A 16,429-nucleotide genomic window follows, 5' to 3' on the forward strand; every position below is an offset into this window, starting at 1 on the left:
TGATTTGTGCAATAGGGACTCTTTGCGGCGAAATGATGGTCACTGGATAAACAGACACTCAAACAATGCTTTCTGCCGCCGATCGCTATATCGCTCGCTTGATCGCGGCACCGCTCTTCGCCTGTCTGGTCATTGCGGCCCTGCTGCTGGTGCTCGACAAGATGCGGCGGCTGTTCGATTTTGTGGTGTCCGAGGGTGGGCCGGTGAGCGTTGTCTGGCGGATGCTGGCGAATCTTTTGCCGGAATATCTTTCGCTTGGTATCCCGATCGGCCTTTTGCTTGGCATCCTGCTGGCGTTTCGGCGCATTGCGCTGTCATCAGAACTCGATGCCTTTCGCGCGATTGGCCAGAGTTATGGTCGGCTCCTGCGCACGCCCTATCTCTATGCGATTGCTCTTGCGCTCGTGAATCTGGCCATTGTCGGTTACGTGCAGCCCTATGCCCGCTATGCCTATGAAGGGCTTCGGTTCGAACTCCGCTCCGGAGCGCTCGGCGCATCGATCAAGGTTGGTGAATTCACGCATCTGGGCAAGCGCATGACCATGCGGATCGAAAAGAGCAGCAACAATGGTCGAGACCTCTCCGGGATCTTCGTGATGGGTGAAGGCAAGGACGGGAAGACCCTTGCCGTAACGGCCGAAAAAGGGACGTTTCTTGCAACGGATGATCCCGACACCATCATCCTGCGACTGGCGAACGGCGTCCTGGTTCATGATGCCCCGGGCTTCAAGACGCCCCGCATTCTGAGCTTCACCGGACACGACCTGCCCATCGACCTGCCGAAGATCGAAGCGTTTCGCAATCGCGGCGGAAAGGATCGGGAGTTGACGATCCCTGAACTCGCGCGGGTCGGCAATGATCCCAGGGTTTCAAAGATGATTCGCGATGAAACGCGCGCCAATTTTCATTTCCGGCTGGTCGAAGTCGCCATGATGTTGCTCCTGCCATTGCTGGCGGTGGCGCTGGCTGTCCCGCCCAAGCGGTCTTCATCGTCACTTGGTGTGTTCCTGTCGATCGTGATGGTCGTCGCCTATCACAAGGTCAACGAATATGCCGAAAGCATGGGGTCGCTCGGTCTGATCGATCCATTCTATGCGCTCTGGCTCCCCTTCCTTGGCTTTGCGGCCTTGATTTGCTGGATGTATTATACTGTTGCCTATGTGCCGGGCGGGCAGCCAATTGGCGCGCTTGAGCGGTCCTTCGCCAAATTGGGCGCCGGTTTCCGGCGCTTGGTGGCAAAATTCATTCCAAGTCTTGCGGGTAGCTGATCGTGTCGAACTCCTTTTTCCCGTCGAGCACGATCAGCTGGTATATGGCGCGCATGTTCCTGCTGCGCAGTCTGGCCGTGCTGCTGGCATTGGCGCTTGTGCTGCAGACGCTTGATCTCTTGGGCGAATCCGGAAGCGTGCTGGCCTACAAGGGTAATGGCAGCGCCCAACTTTGGACCTACCTGTCCTTGCGCCTGCCTGAAATCATAGCCTTCCTGTTGCCCTTCTCGATACTCCTGGGCACCATCATCACGCTCGCGACACTCAACCAGAACAGTGAAGTGATCTCGATGAAAGCGGCGGGACTCTCGGCACATCAGGTGCTGGCGCCACTGATCGTCGCGGCCTTTGGCGTCGCGCTTGCATCCTTTGCGTTCAACGACCGCATCGTATCGCGCGCCACTGCAACGCTCGACCGCTGGCAGCATGCTGATTATGGACCCATCCCGGCGGAACGGAATGGTGCAGACAATGTCTGGGTGCGCGACGGAGATCATCTGATCCACGCCGAAAGCGTCACTGGCCGCGGGACTGCAACCCGCCTTTCCAACGTGACGATCTACAATCGGTCCGGAGGTTCTCTGCTGGCCATTGTGCGGGCGCCGCGCGCCATTCCCCAAGGCGGCGGCTGGACCCTGATTGGGGCGAGCCGATTCGATGTGGCCAGTGGAACGCGAACCGATATGGGAAATGTGCAAGTCGGCGCTGGCGTCCGACCGGAACAGTTTACACTTTCAAATGTCAGTGCGGATGGATTGTCATTCCGGCGCCTGTGGAGAGCCATTGGCGAATTGCACGAAGCCGGCCGACCAACGGCAGCCTTGCAGGCCGGCCTCTGGCACAAGCTGGCCGGGCCACTTTCGACCATTTTGATGCCATTGCTGGGCGCCGTTGCAGCCTTTGGCCTCGCGCGGTCTGGCCGGCTTTTTATTCGAGCCGTCATTGGCATGGCATTGGGGTTTGCGTATTTTGTCGCAGACAATTTCGGTCTCGCGATGGGCAATCTGGGTGCCTATCCGCCACTCCTCGCAGCCTGGGGGCCTTTTTTCCTGTTTCTGCTCATTGGCGAAGCGGTCCTGATCCAGACCGAGGAATAGCGCTAGGCGCCTTTCGCCGTATTGCCCATCAGCCGGATGACCAGTCCGGGAAGTCCGTCATAACTTGCGCGGTGATAGGTGGATTCGGGAACGAGTGCGGCGCTCAATCGCCGGTGCGCTTCACCCAGTGCATGATAGGGCAGGCCGGGCAGGAGGTGGTGGAGCGCATGATAGCGAAGCCCGACTGGCGCCCATAGCGCTGGAAGAACACCGGGGGGCGGCACGTTGACGCTGTCGAGGAACTGGGCCGTGACACTCATGACGTCACCGTCATTCTCCCAAAGGTGGGCGACGAGCGTACGGATCTGGTTCAACACAACAACGCCGGACAGCACGCCCAGAAACATCAGGAAATCACGAAGGGGAATGAATCCCCCAGCGACTGCGGAAAGCAATGCAATTGCCCAGAGGCTGCAAGCCGTCTCCAGGAACAGCCAGTCCCGCCGCGCATCGCCTTCTGGGGGACGGCGGCGGAAGACGGGATTGATGATCAGCCCGGAAAATCGTTCCACGACTAGAGTGCGCAATGGCGGAATAACCGCCGAAAGCGGGGTCAGAACGGCAAATCGGACAAGCAGGGCAATCGGCCCAAGCGCGGCGACAAGGACAAAAAGCGGAACCGTCCAGGGCTTCATCAGAGCAAGCGGCAGATATTCCGGATCTTCAACTGTTCCATAGCGCGTCCGGGCATGATGAAGATTGTGGATTCCCTCATACAAGAACGACGGAACCAGAAGCGGGACGCCGATGAGGAGATTCCAGGCGAGCCGAAAGCCAGGCACAGCCGAATGCTTGATATGGGTCAGTTCATGAATGAACAGACCGGCTCGATAGAGCCCGATGATGGAGACAATTGCCCAGCCGACAACCGCAAATGGCTGCGCGGCGCCCAAGGCCATGAAAAGCCCCGCATAGCCCAGAATCGTGAAGCCGAGGAAATCTGCCCAATAGATCCAAGGGTTCGGCGCATTCAGATCACGCGTAAGTTCGGCCGCGGCGCGAATCATGGCCATGTCGTCCGCAACACGCGACTTTGCTGATGCAGCTTCGCGAAGCGGCGAAAGGCTGTCAGGGGTTAGAGCAGCTGATTTCATGGACCGGCTAACACCAGAATAGTGTGGCAGGATGATGGCGCGCCTCCCTGTTTGCTATGGGATGACTTTCGCGCACGGCAGGGATTCCAGCAACAGGGCGAATGCACTATGCCCGAGTCAAAGGAGACAGTTTTGACGCAAGCATCACTTATGGTTCGCCCGGTCGCATCCAAAGCTGACCGGAACGCGTTTGTCGATCTGCCTTATCGTCTTTACGCCAGCGATCCGAACTGGGTCCCGCCGCTGAAGGACGAAGTCCATGGCCTCATCACGCCGGGCAAGAATCCCTGGTTTGAACATGGCGAAGCGCAGCTCTATCTTGCCGAACGCGATGGGCAGCTTGTCGGCCGCATTTCCGCGCATATCGACCATTTTGCGCTTGGCCAGCCCGCCGAAAAGGGGATGGGTCCGGGCACAGGCAATTGGGGGCTGCTTGAAGCAGAGGACCAGGCAACTGCCGAGGCCTTGATTGCTCAGGCAGAGGCGTGGCTGCGCGGCAAGGGGATGCACCGGGTCCTCGCTCCCTTGAGCATATCGGTCTGGGATGAGCCAGGCCTGCTGGTATCGGGATTTGATCATCCGCCGACGGTCATGATGGGACATAATGCTGCGACCTATCAGGGCTGGGTCGAAGGGCAGGGGTACAGCTTCGCCAAAGCCCTCAAGACCTGGGAACTCGATATCAGCAATCCCTTTCCCGAACTGGTCAACCGGATCGTCGCCGCGGGCGAGAAAAATGCCCGCATCCGCATCCGTCAGGTCGAAAAATCGCGCTTCAATGAAGAGGCCAAGCTCATTCTTGGCATATTGAACGACGCCTGGTCGGACAATTGGGGATTCGTCCCGCTGTCCGACAGCGAGATTGCCTATGTCGGCAAGAAGCTGAAGCCGATTGTCTATGAAGATCTGATCATGGTTGCCGAATATGACGGGGAGCCCGTTGCCTTCATGATTGTCCTCCCCGACATCAATGAGAAGCTCAAGCAGTTCGGCGGCAAGCTCCTGCCATTCAATTGGGCAAAACTGCTGTGGTGGTTGCGAAGGCCGCAGGTCCGTACGATGCGCGTGCCGCTCATGGGAGTGGTAAAACGGCTCCAGTCTTCGCGCATGGCGAGCCAGCTGGCCTTCATGATGATCGAGTTCATCCGTCGCAATGCCGTAAACAATTACGGGGCCTCGCGGGGCGAGATTGGTTGGATCCTTGAGGACAATCAGGGCATGAATGCGATTGCCGACGCCATAAACTCGCACGTCAACAAGGACTATTGGCTCTACGAAAAGGCATTGTGATGTCTGACCAATCAAAGCGTATCGCGCACTTCCGCGCTCTTCATGAACAAGGCTGCTTCATCCTGCCCAATCCGTGGGATGCGGGCAGCGCAAAGCGGCTTCAGGCCCTCGGCTTCAAGGCCTTGGCCTCTTCGAGTTCTGCCGCAGCATGGACGCTGGGTCTCAAGGATCACCAGATCACGATTGAACAGATCCTCGATCATCTGCACCGCCTGTGCACGGCAACCGATCTGCCGGTCAATGCAGACTTCGAAAGCGGTTTTGCCGAAACGCCGGAGGGCGTGGCCGTCAATGTGCAGCGCGCGTTGGGGACCGGAATTGCTGGTCTATCTATTGAGGATCAGGCGGGCCCAGGACATCTCTATCCCCTCGACATGGCTGTTGCACGTATTCGGGCGGCACGTGCAGAGATTGATGCAAGCGGAACTGGCGCACTTCTGGTTGCGCGTACCGAAGCCTATCTCAATGAGATCAAGGATGTGGCATTTGCAATCGAGCGTCTGACGGCCTTTGCGGAAGCAGGTGCGGACTGCCTTTTCGCGCCGGGAATGACAGATGCCGCCGAAATCGCCGAGACCGTCAAGGCGGTCGCGCCGAAGCCAGTCAACGTCCTGATCATGAACTCGGACATGCGCGTTGCCGATCTTGCTGCCTTGGGCGTGCGACGGGTCAGTGTTGGCGGCGCACTGGCTGCCGCTGCCTGGCGCGGTTTCGACGCCGCCGCCGCTGCCCTTGCGGAACAGTTGGTCTAATCCAGCTCGATCCAGGCGGCTGCATGATCGCTGGCCTTTTCGCGGCCGCGATGGTCCTTGTCGACGCCGGCATTGACCAGCCGGTCGGCTGCCTCAGGAGACAGCATCAGATGATCGATCCGGAAGCCTGCGTCGCGCTGCCAGGCACCGGCCTGATAGTCCCAATAAGTCCACAATGGCCCCGTCGGGTGGCATGCACGCAGCGCATCGGTCAAACCAAGCATTGACAGCCGGCGAAAGGCCGCCCGGCTTTCCGGCTGCATCAACGCGTCATCCATCATGGAACGCGGGTTCGCGATATCGGCATCTGTGGGAATGACATTATAGTCGCCGGCAAGCACCACGGGGATTTCCAGAGCCATCAAGTCCTTCGCCCGACGCGTCAGCCGTTCGAACCAGCGTAGTTTGAAATCGAATTTCGGCCCTGGCTGGGGATTGCCATTGGGCAGATAGATGCTCGCCACGCGAAGGCCCATGATATCGGCCTCGATATAGCGACTGTGTTCGTCTTCCGGCTCTCCATCAAGGCCTTTCTGGACTTCAACCGGAGCATGGCCGCGCGCCAGAATGGCAACCCCGTTGAACGCCTTCTGGCCATGCCAGACGCCCTTGTATCCCGCAGCTTCGATTTCGGCGATCGGGAGAGTCTCGTCGCTTGACTTCAATTCCTGCAGGCAAACGACGTCCGGTTGCGTTTCCTCCAGCCATTCGATCAGTCGCGGAAGCCGCGCCTTGATGCCATTGACGTTATACGTGGCAATCCGCACTATTTGGCCGCCGGGATATCACACGAAAAACCGGTATCCACGTTTTCTGCCATCCCTTTCAAACCGAGAAGCTGGCGCCACAGCCGCAGCCTGATGCGGCCTGCGGATTGGTGATTCGAAAGGCAGAGCCGCCAAGCGACTCCACAAAGTCCACTTCCGATCCCTCAATGAGATCAAGACTGACAGGATCAACGACAAGTCGGACCTCGCCATTGCTGGTCACAATGTCGTCCGGCTCAATAGCATCCGCGAGGCCATAACGGTACTGAAAGCCTGAACATCCCCCGCCTTCAACCGCAAGGCGCAGTATGGGGGGCTTGCCCTGCCTTTGGGCAATCCAGGCAACACGCGCAGCTGCGCTTTCGGAGAGAGTAACGCTCATGCTGGCAAAGATAGGCGCTATGACCCTGCATCGCAACCGGCAGGGGCGGGATGATTATTTGGAACCCGGCTCCAATGGACCGCCCACCGCCGTGCTGCTGGTGCGACGCTGCATCGCAACCAGATAATCCGACGTTTGGAGGAACGGCACGGGGTTCACGGCGCGGCCATCAATCCGCACTTCATAGTGCAGGTGGGTTCCGGTTGAACGGCCAGTCGAGCCCATGAGCGCGATCAATTGTCCGCGCTTCACGCGGGCACCGGGCGCAACAAGGATGGAAGACAAATGGCCATAGCGCGTCTGAATGCCGCGCCCGTGATTGAGTTCGACCAGATTACCATAACCGCCAGCCCAGCCAGTGCGGTTCACCACGGCATCGGCGGTCGCATAAATTGGCGTCGCATAGGCGCCAGGGATGTCCACCCCAGCATGCATCGCCGCACCGCCACGGAACGGATCGGTCCGAATGCCAAAATTGCTCGTGAAGGTCAGGCTCTGGACTGGGCGCATCGATGGAATGGCGACAATGCCGGTCTGCAGCTGATCAAGACGCTTCCAGCTGTTGAAAAGTGCCTGAAATTGGGGGTCGGGCTGACCCGGCTTGACCGGAGTCATTTGAGTGCCCGCCGGAACCGGCTCATAAGGGCCGCCAACACCGGTCATCGGCTCGGACCCAAGCCGCTGCGGCGACAGCCCGAGACGGGCAACCATCTGAGCAGCCTGCCGGTAACGGGCTTCAGTGGACATGCGCACCGCAGAAGCCATCGCAGTCTGTGAATGTTCGACCTGGCCAAATGCTGCGGCAATCTCGGCATCAACCGACTTTGCATCCGCCGGAAGCAGGGCTGCGAGTTTGGCAGGATCGGCTTCACCCTTTAGCACGGCTGCCAGAAAGGCCTGGCGCGCTTCAAGCTTGGCGGCATGCTGCCGCGCTGAAACGCGGATGGCGGACACTTCCGACTGCAGCGCTTCAACGCGATCAGCCATCATCGCCACTTCGACCTGGCGGGAAGCAAAATTCTCAATGGCACCCGAAATAGCCGGGGTGCCCACAGCAAACTGCACGAGACCGAACAGCGAAATTGCAACCACGAAGGTGCCGCCAGAGGCCGCAGCGAATTGAGTGCGCGCCGAAATATGGACCCGGCGCAACGCGCTTCCATCATGCACAAACACGTCTTTTGCGCGAAACAACTTACGGAATTTGGACAATAGCCCAGACCCGTTCGATTGCGACAATGAAGCCATGATTCCCCCGGCGACCCAAACCCAGACGCGCCGCTTACGACCCGACGCCCGTTGTGATGCAGATCACTGCGGCACCTGCCCGGCCGATGCAAGCGATGCATAAAGTTCGCGGGGCAGACCGGCTTTTGAGCGCGCCGAGTCGTTGAATGGAGGCTTAAGGGGACCCCGAAAATACTGTTTCACCAGCGTTTTCCAGCATTCTGCCATGTCCAGTCCCGCAGAATCGCACAAGCGCGCAAACCAGCGCGAACCGACCGCAACATGGCGAATCTCATCAGCGTAAATGCGCGCCAGAATCCGCGCAGAAGTGCGGTCTCCCGACGCCTCAAGGCGCGCGATCGTGGCTGGACTGACGTCAAGACCGCGCGCTTCAAGGACCATCGGGACGACAGCGAGTCGCGCCATAAGATCGTCACGAGTCGCTTCCGCTGCTTCCCACAGGCCGTCATGCGCGGGAAGCGCCCCATAATCGCTGCCTAGCGTAACCAGCCGACGCCGGAGCAGTGCAAAATGCATGGCTTCATCCGCGCCAACAGAAAGCCAATCGGTCAAGAATTCGCGCGGCTGACTGTCGCCGAATCGCCCGGCTGCATCGAAGGCGAGGTCGATTGCAACAAATTCGATATGCGCGAACGCATGGAGCATCGCGATCCGATTTGTCTGTGAACCGCCGCGTCGACGGCTCGGCATCCGGTTAGGCGGCAACAATTCGGGCACACTGGGTCTGGCCGGACGGTCTGGCATCGATTCGCCAAGCCGATACGCAAGGCGTCCGAGCCGCCAATCCCTGGCAACGGATCGGGCGCGCATTGCCTTGGCTGTTGGATCTGCAGTCAGCAGAACCTCACGAATGGCCTCACCAACACTGGTCACAGGTAAAGTTGCGCCGCCTTGCCGAGATAGAACACCCCGATCCCGGTCACGATCCACGCCGTCCAGCGCTTGAAATCGACATCACTGATGCGGTCAAGCACCCAGCCTCCGGCGGCAGTGCCAAGCATGGACGCCGGAATGGCGAGGGCAAAAATCCAGAACGGAGGCATCGCCCCTTTTTGTGCCGTGAGCACGAGCGGCGTGCCATACACAAGTATTTTGGCGAGATGGCTGAACACCTGTGTTGCAGCCTTGGTCGCGACAATCTGATGTCGGGTCAGTTCTGTCCGCACAAAGAAAATGTCCAGCAACGGGCCTGCCACGCCGGCCGTGAGGTTCACCAGAGTCACTAGAAACCCCGATATCAGGGCATGGGGCGTCTTGGCTGCATCAAGCTGTATCCAATGTCTCGGCAACCAGACCAGCATGGGGACAAGCCCGAGCAACAAGAACAGCAGGGGGCGCGAGGGCGCAAAGGACACCAGCGCAATGACCCCGGCAGCAGCCGCAGAGGCAAGCGCATAATTGGCAATGATCCGCCAGGCGACATGCTGTCGATGCAGAACGGCGCGCCAGCCATTTGCTACGAGCTGGAGGATGCCATGCGTCACAAAGGCTGCCGAAACCGGCAAGACAAAAGCCAGCGCCCCCATCAGAACCAGCCCCCCCGCCATGCCGAAAATGCCGGAAAGTGTGGCAGTCAGGAATGCTGTAATGACCAGGAATGCCGAAAGTGCAGGACCCATGACTAAAGTGCTTTCGCTGCCTCCAACACTTCAGCCGCATGATTGGCAACCTTGACCTTCCGCCAGACCCGCGCAATCTTGCCGCCTGGATCGATCAGGAAGGTCGACCGTTCGATCCCCATGTAGGTGCGCCCGTACATGGATTTTTCCACCCAGACGCCAAAGGCTTCGCAGACGGCGCCGCTTTCATCGCTGCCCAGCGTGACCTTGAGGCCATATTTGTCTGCAAACTTGGCATGGCTCTTGATGCTGTCCTTTGAAATCCCGACAATATCGGCGCCCGCTTTGGCAAAATCATCCGCAAGCGCCGTAAAGTCCTGCGCTTCGCGTGTGCAGCCGGTCGTATCATCCTTGGGGTAGAAATAAAGGACAAGCTTTCGGCCTTTGTGGTCGGCAATCGCAGCCTCCCCTCCAGCAATCGTTGCATAGCGGACATCGGGTGCGGCATCGCCCGGGTTGAGCATGATCAGTCTCCCTTTGCGGCGGCGGAAATCGCCTGCCGACTTTCGGAAACGCTCTGCCTTACGTCGGTCAGCGCTGCAAGCAGGCTATCCCAATCGGGAAAATCGCAAGCGCGCGCGATGAGCGCACAGATGGGCGGAGTAGGCGTTTCAAGATCCGGAGCGACCAGCCTGACTGTAATCAGCAAGCGGGAGAGAAGCCGGTATGCATCGGACAATCCGCTGGGCAAAAGGCCCTGCTTGACCAATGTATCAACAGCTTCCCCGAGGTTTGGCACCAAGCCCTTGCGATGGACAAGTTGCATCACCTGAACGGTAAATTCGAGGTCAACCAGTCCACCATCGCACAGCTTGACATCGAGCGGGCCCTTCGGTGGCTTATGCGTCGCTATGTCAGCCCTCATCTTGGCCGCAGCATTGACAATGTCCTGGCGCTCTCGCGGCTGGTTGAGAACCGCATCAATGATGGCTTCCGTCTCTTCCCGGACATTCGCGGACCCGAACATCACGCGGGCCCGCGTCAGTGCCATATGCTCCCAGGTCCAGGCTTCCTCCCGCTGGTAGCGCGCAAAGCTGTCCAACGAAACAACCAGCGGACCTTGCGCGCCGGACGGGCGAAGCCGGGTGTCCACCTCGTAAAGGGCGCCTGCCGCCGTCGCGACGGAAAGCCCGGCTGTCACGCGTTGGGCAAGCCGGTTGAAATATTGCGTCGCTCCAAGCGGCTTTGCACCATCCGATTCGGTCGAAAAATCACCGCTGAAAAGATATACAAGGTCAAGGTCGGACGCATGTGTGAGTTCCCCGCCGCCCATCCGGCCAAGCGCAAGGATGATCAATTCAGAGCCCGGCACCTTGCCATGCACGGCTTCGAATTCGGCAGTGACAGCTTCGCCTACAACAAGGATGGCCGCTTCTGCGACCCGGGCATAGCCACCCGCGACACTGATCGGATCGCTTGCACCGACAACGATTTGCACACCAAGTGCGAATCGCAATTCTCCGACAAGCTGACGAACTCGGTCAAGCCGCTCCTCGAGACTCGACCGTTCGTCCTCGACGCGAAGCCGCGCCGCAATGGTCGGCACATCGGGGAGAACATCGAACGCCGTCGCGTCGATCAGGCCGTCTAGCAGACTGGCGCGCCGAGAGACATCCGCCGCAAGCGTTGGCGCAGTACACAGGATATCCGTCAAGACCCGCAAGAGTTGGGGGCGCGCTTCTAGCAGGCGAAACAGGTTTATGGCGCTCGGGAGGCGATCGATCAGGCCGTCCAGTCGGTTGATCGCTGATACCGGATCTGCCGACCGGCCAAGCGCAAGAACAAGCCTGGGCAAAACCGCCTCAAGGGCGTCCTGCGCGGCTGCGCTGCGCAGGCAACGTGCCTGCCCGCTGCGCCAGCCCGAAATGCGCTGGGTGACTGTCAGGGGATCGTCGAACCCCACAGACGCTAGCATCGCTTCAAGCGCTTCGGTATCCTGTGGAAGAGCATCAGGGCGGTCCGAATCAAGTGCATCATATAGATGCCCGACAGACTCGACATGCGGCGCCAAGAGCGCGAGCAATTCCTGTCCCGAAGCAAGGCCATGCAACTGCGCCACATTATCGAGAGCTTCAGCCTGTTTGGGCAGCGCATGGGTCTGCTGGTCGTCGATCATTTGCAAGCGATGCTCGACGGTGCGGTAGAGCCGATAGGCGTCAATCAATGTGTTTGTATCTTCGCTCTCCAGATGGCCCGCCCGGGCCAGAGCGCGGAGCGCGTCCACCGTCGCTGGCACCCTGAGTGCAGGATCGCGCCCCCCATGGATCAGCTGGTGGATCTGGGCAAAGAATTCACACTCGCGAATACCGCCCCGTCCACGCTTCAGATCAAATCCGGGCCCGAATGCCTGACCGCCGGCATAATGATCGCGGATCCGCCGCGACATGCCTCGAATCTCCTTGATCGCGCCGAAATCAAGGCCTCTGCGCCATACGAATGGCTTTATGACGTCAAGAAATCCCTGTCCCAGCGTGATATCGCCCGAACAGGCTCGCGCCCGGATGAACGCCGCGCGCTCCCATGCCAGCGCGCTGGATTCATAATAGGAGATTGCCGCCTCCACCGGCAACGCAATTGGGGTCACTTCCGGGTTGGGACGGAGCCGCAGATCGACGCGGAAAACATAGCCATCGCCATCACGCGCCTGCATCGTCTGCATCATCCTCGTCGCAATCCGGACCGCAGCTTCCGCCGGCTCGTCTCTCTGGCGGCGCGGCAGGGTTTCCGGATCGAAAACAAGGATGGGATCGATGTCGGAACTGTAATTGAGTTCGCGACTACCGTGCTTTCCCAGTGCAATGGCGGCAAATCCCTGCGGCTCCGCGCCGGGCACCAGCGTCTCGATCGCCTCGCGGATTGCAAGGTCAAGCGACAGATCGGCGAATGCGGAAAGTTCGCCGACCACCGCTTCAAGCGTCAGCACTTCGGCGAGATCGCCAATCGCCAGCGCAAGTGCAAGCCGCGCCTTGGCGATCCGCAAGGCAGTCGGGACCGGCATATCGGCGTCGATGATCCGCGCCGCCGCCAATGCCCGGGCCATATCGCCTGTGCCGAGCAGGTCCGCGAGATCGGAATGCCGCGCGATAAGCTTGCGCAGATAGGGGGAATGGGCCTCGGCCCTGGCCAGCGCTCCGTTGAGCGCTGAAGCTGTCATTCCGCAGGCGCTTCCGCTGCATCTCTTGCGCGGCGACGTTGGGTGAACCAGATCGCCACAATCGCAAATTCGTATAGCAGATAGAGCGGTACCGCGAGCAGGATCTGCGAGAAGATGTCCGGCGGCGTCAGCACCGCTGCAACAGCAACAATTGCGACAATGGCGTAACGCCGGCCCCTCTTCAGCTGGTCGCGCGTCACAATCCCGGCTCTCTCGAGCAACATCAGCAGCACTGGCAGAAGAAAGGCCACGCCAAAACCGAATATGAACTTGGTGACGAAGCTCAGATAGTTGCCCACACCCGGCAATGCTTCTTGCTCGATCCCGCCGACATTGCCGCTATACCCCAGCAAATAGGTCAACGCGATCGGCATCGCCACATAATAGGCCATCGCCGCGCCCGCGGTGAAAAGGATCGGAGTCATCAGCAGGAACGGCAGAAAGGCTCGCTTCTCCTGCGCATAGAGTCCGGGCGCAATAAATCGCCAAAGCTGGATCGCAATCACTGGAGATGCAATCATCAGCGCTGCAAAAAGCGCGACCTTGATCTCCACGAAAAAGGCCTCGAAAATATCAGTGTAGATAATCTTTCCCTGCCCGGCTTTCAGCAGCGGCTGAACGAGAAAGGCAAAGATCGGCCGCGCCACATAAAGACAGCCCAAAAAGGCAACCCCCAGTGCCGCAACACTCCACAACAGCCGCCTGCGCAACTCAATCAGATGATCGAGCAGCGGGGCCTTGGTTTCATCGATATCCTTCAAGGCTTGGCGCCTTCCGCCGACGGTTCGGGCGATGGTGGTTCAGGCGGGGCGACGACTGGGTGTTCGGCCATGATGCGGGCATTTTCTTCAGCCCATTTCTTTTCCATTTCGGCGAGCTCGCTCTCGCGAATCATCTCATCGAACCCGGACCGGAACTGGGCGGCCACTCGCCTTGCCTTGCCAACCCATTGCCCCACCATGCGCAGGACACGCGGCAAATCCTTGGGGCCAATCACGACCAGCGCGACAATGGCCACCAGCAGCAATTCGGTGGGCGCGACATCGAACATGTGGTTCGGATCAGGCCTGTTTGTCTGTTTGCTTTTCTGCTTCGATCACGGTCGGTGCCGGCTGCGCCTCGATCTTGGTCATCGGCTTTTGGGGTTCGTCGTCATCAGCAAGCCCCTTCTTGAAGCTCTTGATGCCCTTGGCAACGTCACCCATGAGACCCGACACACGACCGCCGCCGAAAAGCAGCAGCACGACCAGTGCCAGCAAAAGGATATGCGGAAGACTGAGGCCCATCATTATTCTCCTTGAGCGGCCATGGCTGGCACGCATGGGTGTTACCGGAAGCTTCCGGCATTGGATGCATATGCGTCTATTTAGTCGCTCTCGTCGACAGTTTCCAGTTGATCTGCATCGCGGCCCTGCATTTCGAGAGCGTCGAACGCCAGATCGACCGGATCGAGCAGCCCGGCAGCCTTCAAATCCTCGATACCCGGCAGGTCACGACGGCTCTCCAGCCCGAAGTGAGCGAGGAAACCAGCTGTCGTCGCATAGGTAAGCGGCCGACCAGGGACTTCCCGCCTGCCCGCTGGCCTGACCCAACCAGCTTCCATCAGCACATCCAACGTGCCTTTCGAAATCTGGACACCGCGAATGGCTTCAATCTCGGCGCGACTCACTGGTTCATGATAGGCAATGATCGCCAGCGTCTCGATGCCCGCGCGCGAAAGCTTGCGCGCTTCCTCGCGTTCACGCCGCAGGATATGGGCAAGATCGGGTGCGGTCTGGAAAAGCCAGCGCCCGCCACGTTCGACAAGGTTGATGCCGCGCCCTTCATAGCGCATCGAAAGTTCGGCCAGCGCGCCCTTCACATCAGCATCAATCCCGACATAGGCCGATATTTCAGACATCGTCATCGGTTCGCTGGCAGCGAACAGCGTCGCCTCGACGGCCCGGGTCAAGTCGTCGGCAGGATCAATCATGCAGCCCTCACCATCAGCGGGGCAAACGCCTCTTCCTGTGCAAATTCAAGCTTGCCCTGCCGCGCAAGCTCGAGCGTCGCGACAAAGCTTGACGCAAGCGCAGAACGCCGAAACGCCGGATCATCGGTTTCGGGCAGGAATTGCCCGATCTCCATCCAGTCGATCGCGGTGCCGACCAGTCTTGCCACACGTTCAATCGCATCCTCCAGCGTCATCACATGGCGCCGCGCGACAATATGAAAGGCCGGCATGGCGCGCGCCTTCACCTGGCCATAGGCCTGAATCAGGTCAAAGATCTTCGCGTCCCATTTCGCCTTGCGGATGACGCGCAGTCCGTCTGGCAGGCCCCGGGCAAATACATCGCGCCCGAGCCTGTCACGTCCCATGAGCCGCGCACCCGCCTCTCGCATTGCATTCAGCCGTTCAAGTCGCAGCTGGAGCCGCAGGGCCAGTTCTTCCGGGCTCGGATCGACATGGGGCTCGCGGGGCAAGAGGAGGCAGGATTTGAGATAGGCGAGCCATGCCGCCATCACGAGATAGTCCGCCGCAATTTCGAGTTTCAGCGCCTTCGCATTGGCAATGAAATCCAGATATTGCTCAACAAGTGCCAGGATAGAGATTTCGCGGAGATCAACCTTCTGGCTCCGCGCCAGGGCAAGCAGAAGGTCAAGCGGCCCTTCCCAGCTTCCCAGCTCAAGCAGGAACGGTTCACCTTCGGGCGATGCTGCAAATTCTTCGATGACCAGCTGCTCTTCCATTCAGGCCGCAAGCTGCAACAAGGCATCGCGCTTGGCAAGAAGCTCTGCCATTTCAGCGACGTCTGGTGCCGGGCCGATTGTTGCCATGGCGCGCGCCAATCTGCTCTCTCCCTCGGCAGTCAGCGATCCGACTTCATTTGCTATGGCGACCATTTCATCCATGCGGCCCCAGCAGTTGAGTGCTGCATCGCAGCCTGCCGCAACGCAGGCTGATGCCAGATTTCCAATGGCCCCGTTGAGCGCCTTCATGTCCAGATCATCGCTCATCAGAAATCCGTCAAAGCCGATGCGCTTCCGGATAATGTCTCCGATCACGACAGGTGAAAGCGTGGCACATCGTTCTGCATCCCATGCTTCGAAAATGATATGTCCCGTCATTCCCATGGGCGCATCGGCAAGACGCTGGAAAGGGGCAAGGTCTGCAGCAAGCGCTGCGTCGTCTGCGCTGACGACCGGCAAGGCATGGTGGCTGTCGACCACAGCGCGCCCCTGCCCCGGCATATGCTTGACGACGCCGACCACACCGCCAGCACGCAAACCTTCGATCACCGCTCGCCCGAGCGCAGCCACCTGCATCGGTTCCGACCCCAGCGCCCGGTCACCAATCGCGGGATGAGTCTCGGGCGCGCGGACGTCCAGCAAGGGCAAGCAGTCAACAGTGATGCCGACCTCGGACAGTGTCAGCGCAATCGCCTTTGCATTGGTGCGGGCTGCTTCGATGGCAGACATCGGCGCACGAACATAGAGCCGGTCAAAGGCTTCGCCGGGCGGAAAGGCCGGCCATTCCGGCGGCTGCATCCGCGCAACGCGGCCGCCCTCCTGATCGATCAGGATCGGCACGTCATCCCGCCCGTGAAGGGCACGAAGAGAATCTGTCAGCGCGCGCAGCTGCTCGCGGGTTGCAACATTTCGCTTGAACAGGATGTAGCCCGCAGGATCGCTATCCCGGAAAAAGGCAACTTCATCTGGCGTAAGAGCAGGGCCGGACAGGCCGAAGATCGATGCAAGCATGGCAGGTCAATAACCGC

17 protein-coding genes and 1 pseudogene are annotated in these 16,429 nt (G+C 59.6%); 4 read left to right on the forward strand and 14 right to left on the reverse strand.

Annotated elements, in window-relative coordinates; all coding sequences use genetic code 11:
• Window positions 1-65 precede the first annotated feature (65 nt).
• Both lptF and lptG read left to right on the forward strand, forming a co-directional pair.
• Complete coding sequence (lptF, locus tag K0O24_RS03650) at window positions 66-1,268, forward strand: LPS export ABC transporter permease LptF (RefSeq protein ID WP_219894490.1); 1,203 nt, start codon at window positions 66-68, stop codon at window positions 1,266-1,268.
• 2 nt (window positions 1,269-1,270) lie between these two features.
• Window positions 1,271-2,365 carry an LPS export ABC transporter permease LptG gene (lptG, locus tag K0O24_RS03655; protein ID WP_219894491.1) on the forward strand — a complete coding sequence of 365 codons (1,095 nt, stop codon included), beginning with the start codon at window positions 1,271-1,273 and terminating at the stop codon, window positions 2,363-2,365.
• Between the two features lie 2 nt (window positions 2,366-2,367).
• On the opposite strand, the gene K0O24_RS03660 is transcribed toward lptG, so the two are convergent.
• Window positions 2,368-3,459 carry a fatty acid desaturase family protein gene (locus K0O24_RS03660; RefSeq protein WP_219894492.1) on the reverse strand — a complete coding sequence of 364 codons (1,092 nt, stop codon included), beginning with the start codon at window positions 3,457-3,459 and terminating at the stop codon, window positions 2,368-2,370.
• 108 nt (window positions 3,460-3,567) lie between these two features.
• Here K0O24_RS03660 and K0O24_RS03665 point away from each other — a divergent pair, with 108 nt between their 5' ends.
• Both K0O24_RS03665 and K0O24_RS03670 read left to right on the forward strand, forming a co-directional pair.
• Window positions 3,568-4,749: an N-acetyltransferase gene (locus tag K0O24_RS03665; RefSeq protein WP_219894493.1), complete on the forward strand. Its 1,182-nt coding sequence runs from the start codon at window positions 3,568-3,570 to the stop codon at window positions 4,747-4,749.
• Entirely contained in the window at window positions 4,749-5,501 is a 753-nt protein-coding gene (locus tag K0O24_RS03670) for an isocitrate lyase/PEP mutase family protein (protein WP_219894494.1), read from the forward strand. The genes K0O24_RS03665 and K0O24_RS03670 overlap by 1 nt, the downstream gene beginning before the upstream one ends.
• Here K0O24_RS03670 and xth read toward each other — a convergent pair.
• The 13 genes and pseudogenes from xth to K0O24_RS03735 all read right to left on the reverse strand — a co-directional run bounded on the left by xth (window position 5,498) and on the right by K0O24_RS03735 (window position 16,412).
• Window positions 5,498-6,268 carry an exodeoxyribonuclease III gene (gene xth / locus K0O24_RS03675; RefSeq protein ID WP_219894495.1) on the reverse strand — a complete coding sequence of 257 codons (771 nt, stop codon included), beginning with the start codon at window positions 6,266-6,268 and terminating at the stop codon, window positions 5,498-5,500. The two genes, K0O24_RS03670 and xth, sit on opposite strands and share 4 nt — an antisense overlap.
• A gap of 58 nt (window positions 6,269-6,326) precedes the next feature.
• Window positions 6,327-6,650 (reverse strand): HesB/IscA family protein, encoded by a 324-nt coding sequence (locus tag K0O24_RS03680; RefSeq protein ID WP_219894496.1) that lies wholly within the window; start codon window positions 6,648-6,650, stop codon window positions 6,327-6,329.
• A gap of 54 nt (window positions 6,651-6,704) precedes the next feature.
• Window positions 6,705-7,898, reverse strand: a complete 1,194-nt coding sequence (locus K0O24_RS16865; RefSeq protein ID WP_219894497.1) for a M23 family metallopeptidase — start codon at window positions 7,896-7,898, stop codon at window positions 6,705-6,707.
• Window positions 7,899-7,961: 63 nt separating this feature from the next.
• Window positions 7,962-8,771 carry a ferritin-like domain-containing protein gene (locus K0O24_RS03690; protein ID WP_219894498.1) on the reverse strand — a complete coding sequence of 270 codons (810 nt, stop codon included), beginning with the start codon at window positions 8,769-8,771 and terminating at the stop codon, window positions 7,962-7,964.
• Window positions 8,768-9,517 carry a sulfite exporter TauE/SafE family protein gene (locus tag K0O24_RS03695; RefSeq protein ID WP_219894499.1) on the reverse strand — a complete coding sequence of 250 codons (750 nt, stop codon included), beginning with the start codon at window positions 9,515-9,517 and terminating at the stop codon, window positions 8,768-8,770. Before K0O24_RS03695 ends, K0O24_RS03690 begins: the two co-directional genes overlap by 4 nt.
• A 2-nt stretch (window positions 9,518-9,519) precedes the next feature.
• Entirely contained in the window at window positions 9,520-9,981 is a 462-nt protein-coding gene (locus K0O24_RS03700) for a peroxiredoxin (protein WP_219894500.1), read from the reverse strand.
• A 2-nt stretch (window positions 9,982-9,983) separates the two neighbouring features.
• Entirely contained in the window at window positions 9,984-12,671 is a 2,688-nt protein-coding gene (locus K0O24_RS03705; protein ID WP_219894501.1) for a bifunctional [glutamine synthetase] adenylyltransferase/[glutamine synthetase]-adenylyl-L-tyrosine phosphorylase, read from the reverse strand.
• Window positions 12,668-13,432 (reverse strand): twin-arginine translocase subunit TatC, encoded by a 765-nt coding sequence (tatC, locus tag K0O24_RS03710; protein WP_219894502.1) that lies wholly within the window; start codon window positions 13,430-13,432, stop codon window positions 12,668-12,670. The genes K0O24_RS03705 and tatC overlap by 4 nt, the downstream gene beginning before the upstream one ends.
• 62 nt (window positions 13,433-13,494) lie before the next feature.
• A pseudogene (gene tatB, locus K0O24_RS03715) lies at window positions 13,495-13,722 on the reverse strand (Sec-independent protein translocase protein TatB); the annotation flags it as partial.
• 10 nt (window positions 13,723-13,732) lie between these two features.
• The gene (locus K0O24_RS03720; RefSeq protein WP_219894504.1) at window positions 13,733-13,960 is read right to left on the reverse strand and encodes a twin-arginine translocase TatA/TatE family subunit; all 228 of its coding nucleotides are present in this window, start codon (window positions 13,958-13,960) and stop codon (window positions 13,733-13,735) included.
• Window positions 13,961-14,037: 77 nt separating this feature from the next.
• A complete protein-coding gene (gene scpB, locus K0O24_RS03725; RefSeq protein WP_219894505.1) occupies window positions 14,038-14,643 on the reverse strand; it encodes an SMC-Scp complex subunit ScpB in 606 nt (201 codons plus the stop codon).
• Window positions 14,640-15,401 (reverse strand): segregation and condensation protein A, encoded by a 762-nt coding sequence (locus K0O24_RS03730; protein ID WP_219894506.1) that lies wholly within the window; start codon window positions 15,399-15,401, stop codon window positions 14,640-14,642. The genes scpB and K0O24_RS03730 overlap by 4 nt, the downstream gene beginning before the upstream one ends.
• Window positions 15,402-16,412 (reverse strand): glycoside hydrolase family 3 N-terminal domain-containing protein, encoded by a 1,011-nt coding sequence (locus K0O24_RS03735; protein ID WP_219894507.1) that lies wholly within the window; start codon window positions 16,410-16,412, stop codon window positions 15,402-15,404.
• Window positions 16,413-16,429 lie beyond the last annotated feature (17 nt).

It is taken from the genome of Aquisediminimonas profunda (assembly GCF_019443285.1).
GTDB lineage: Bacteria > Pseudomonadota > Alphaproteobacteria > Sphingomonadales > Sphingomonadaceae > Aquisediminimonas > Aquisediminimonas profunda.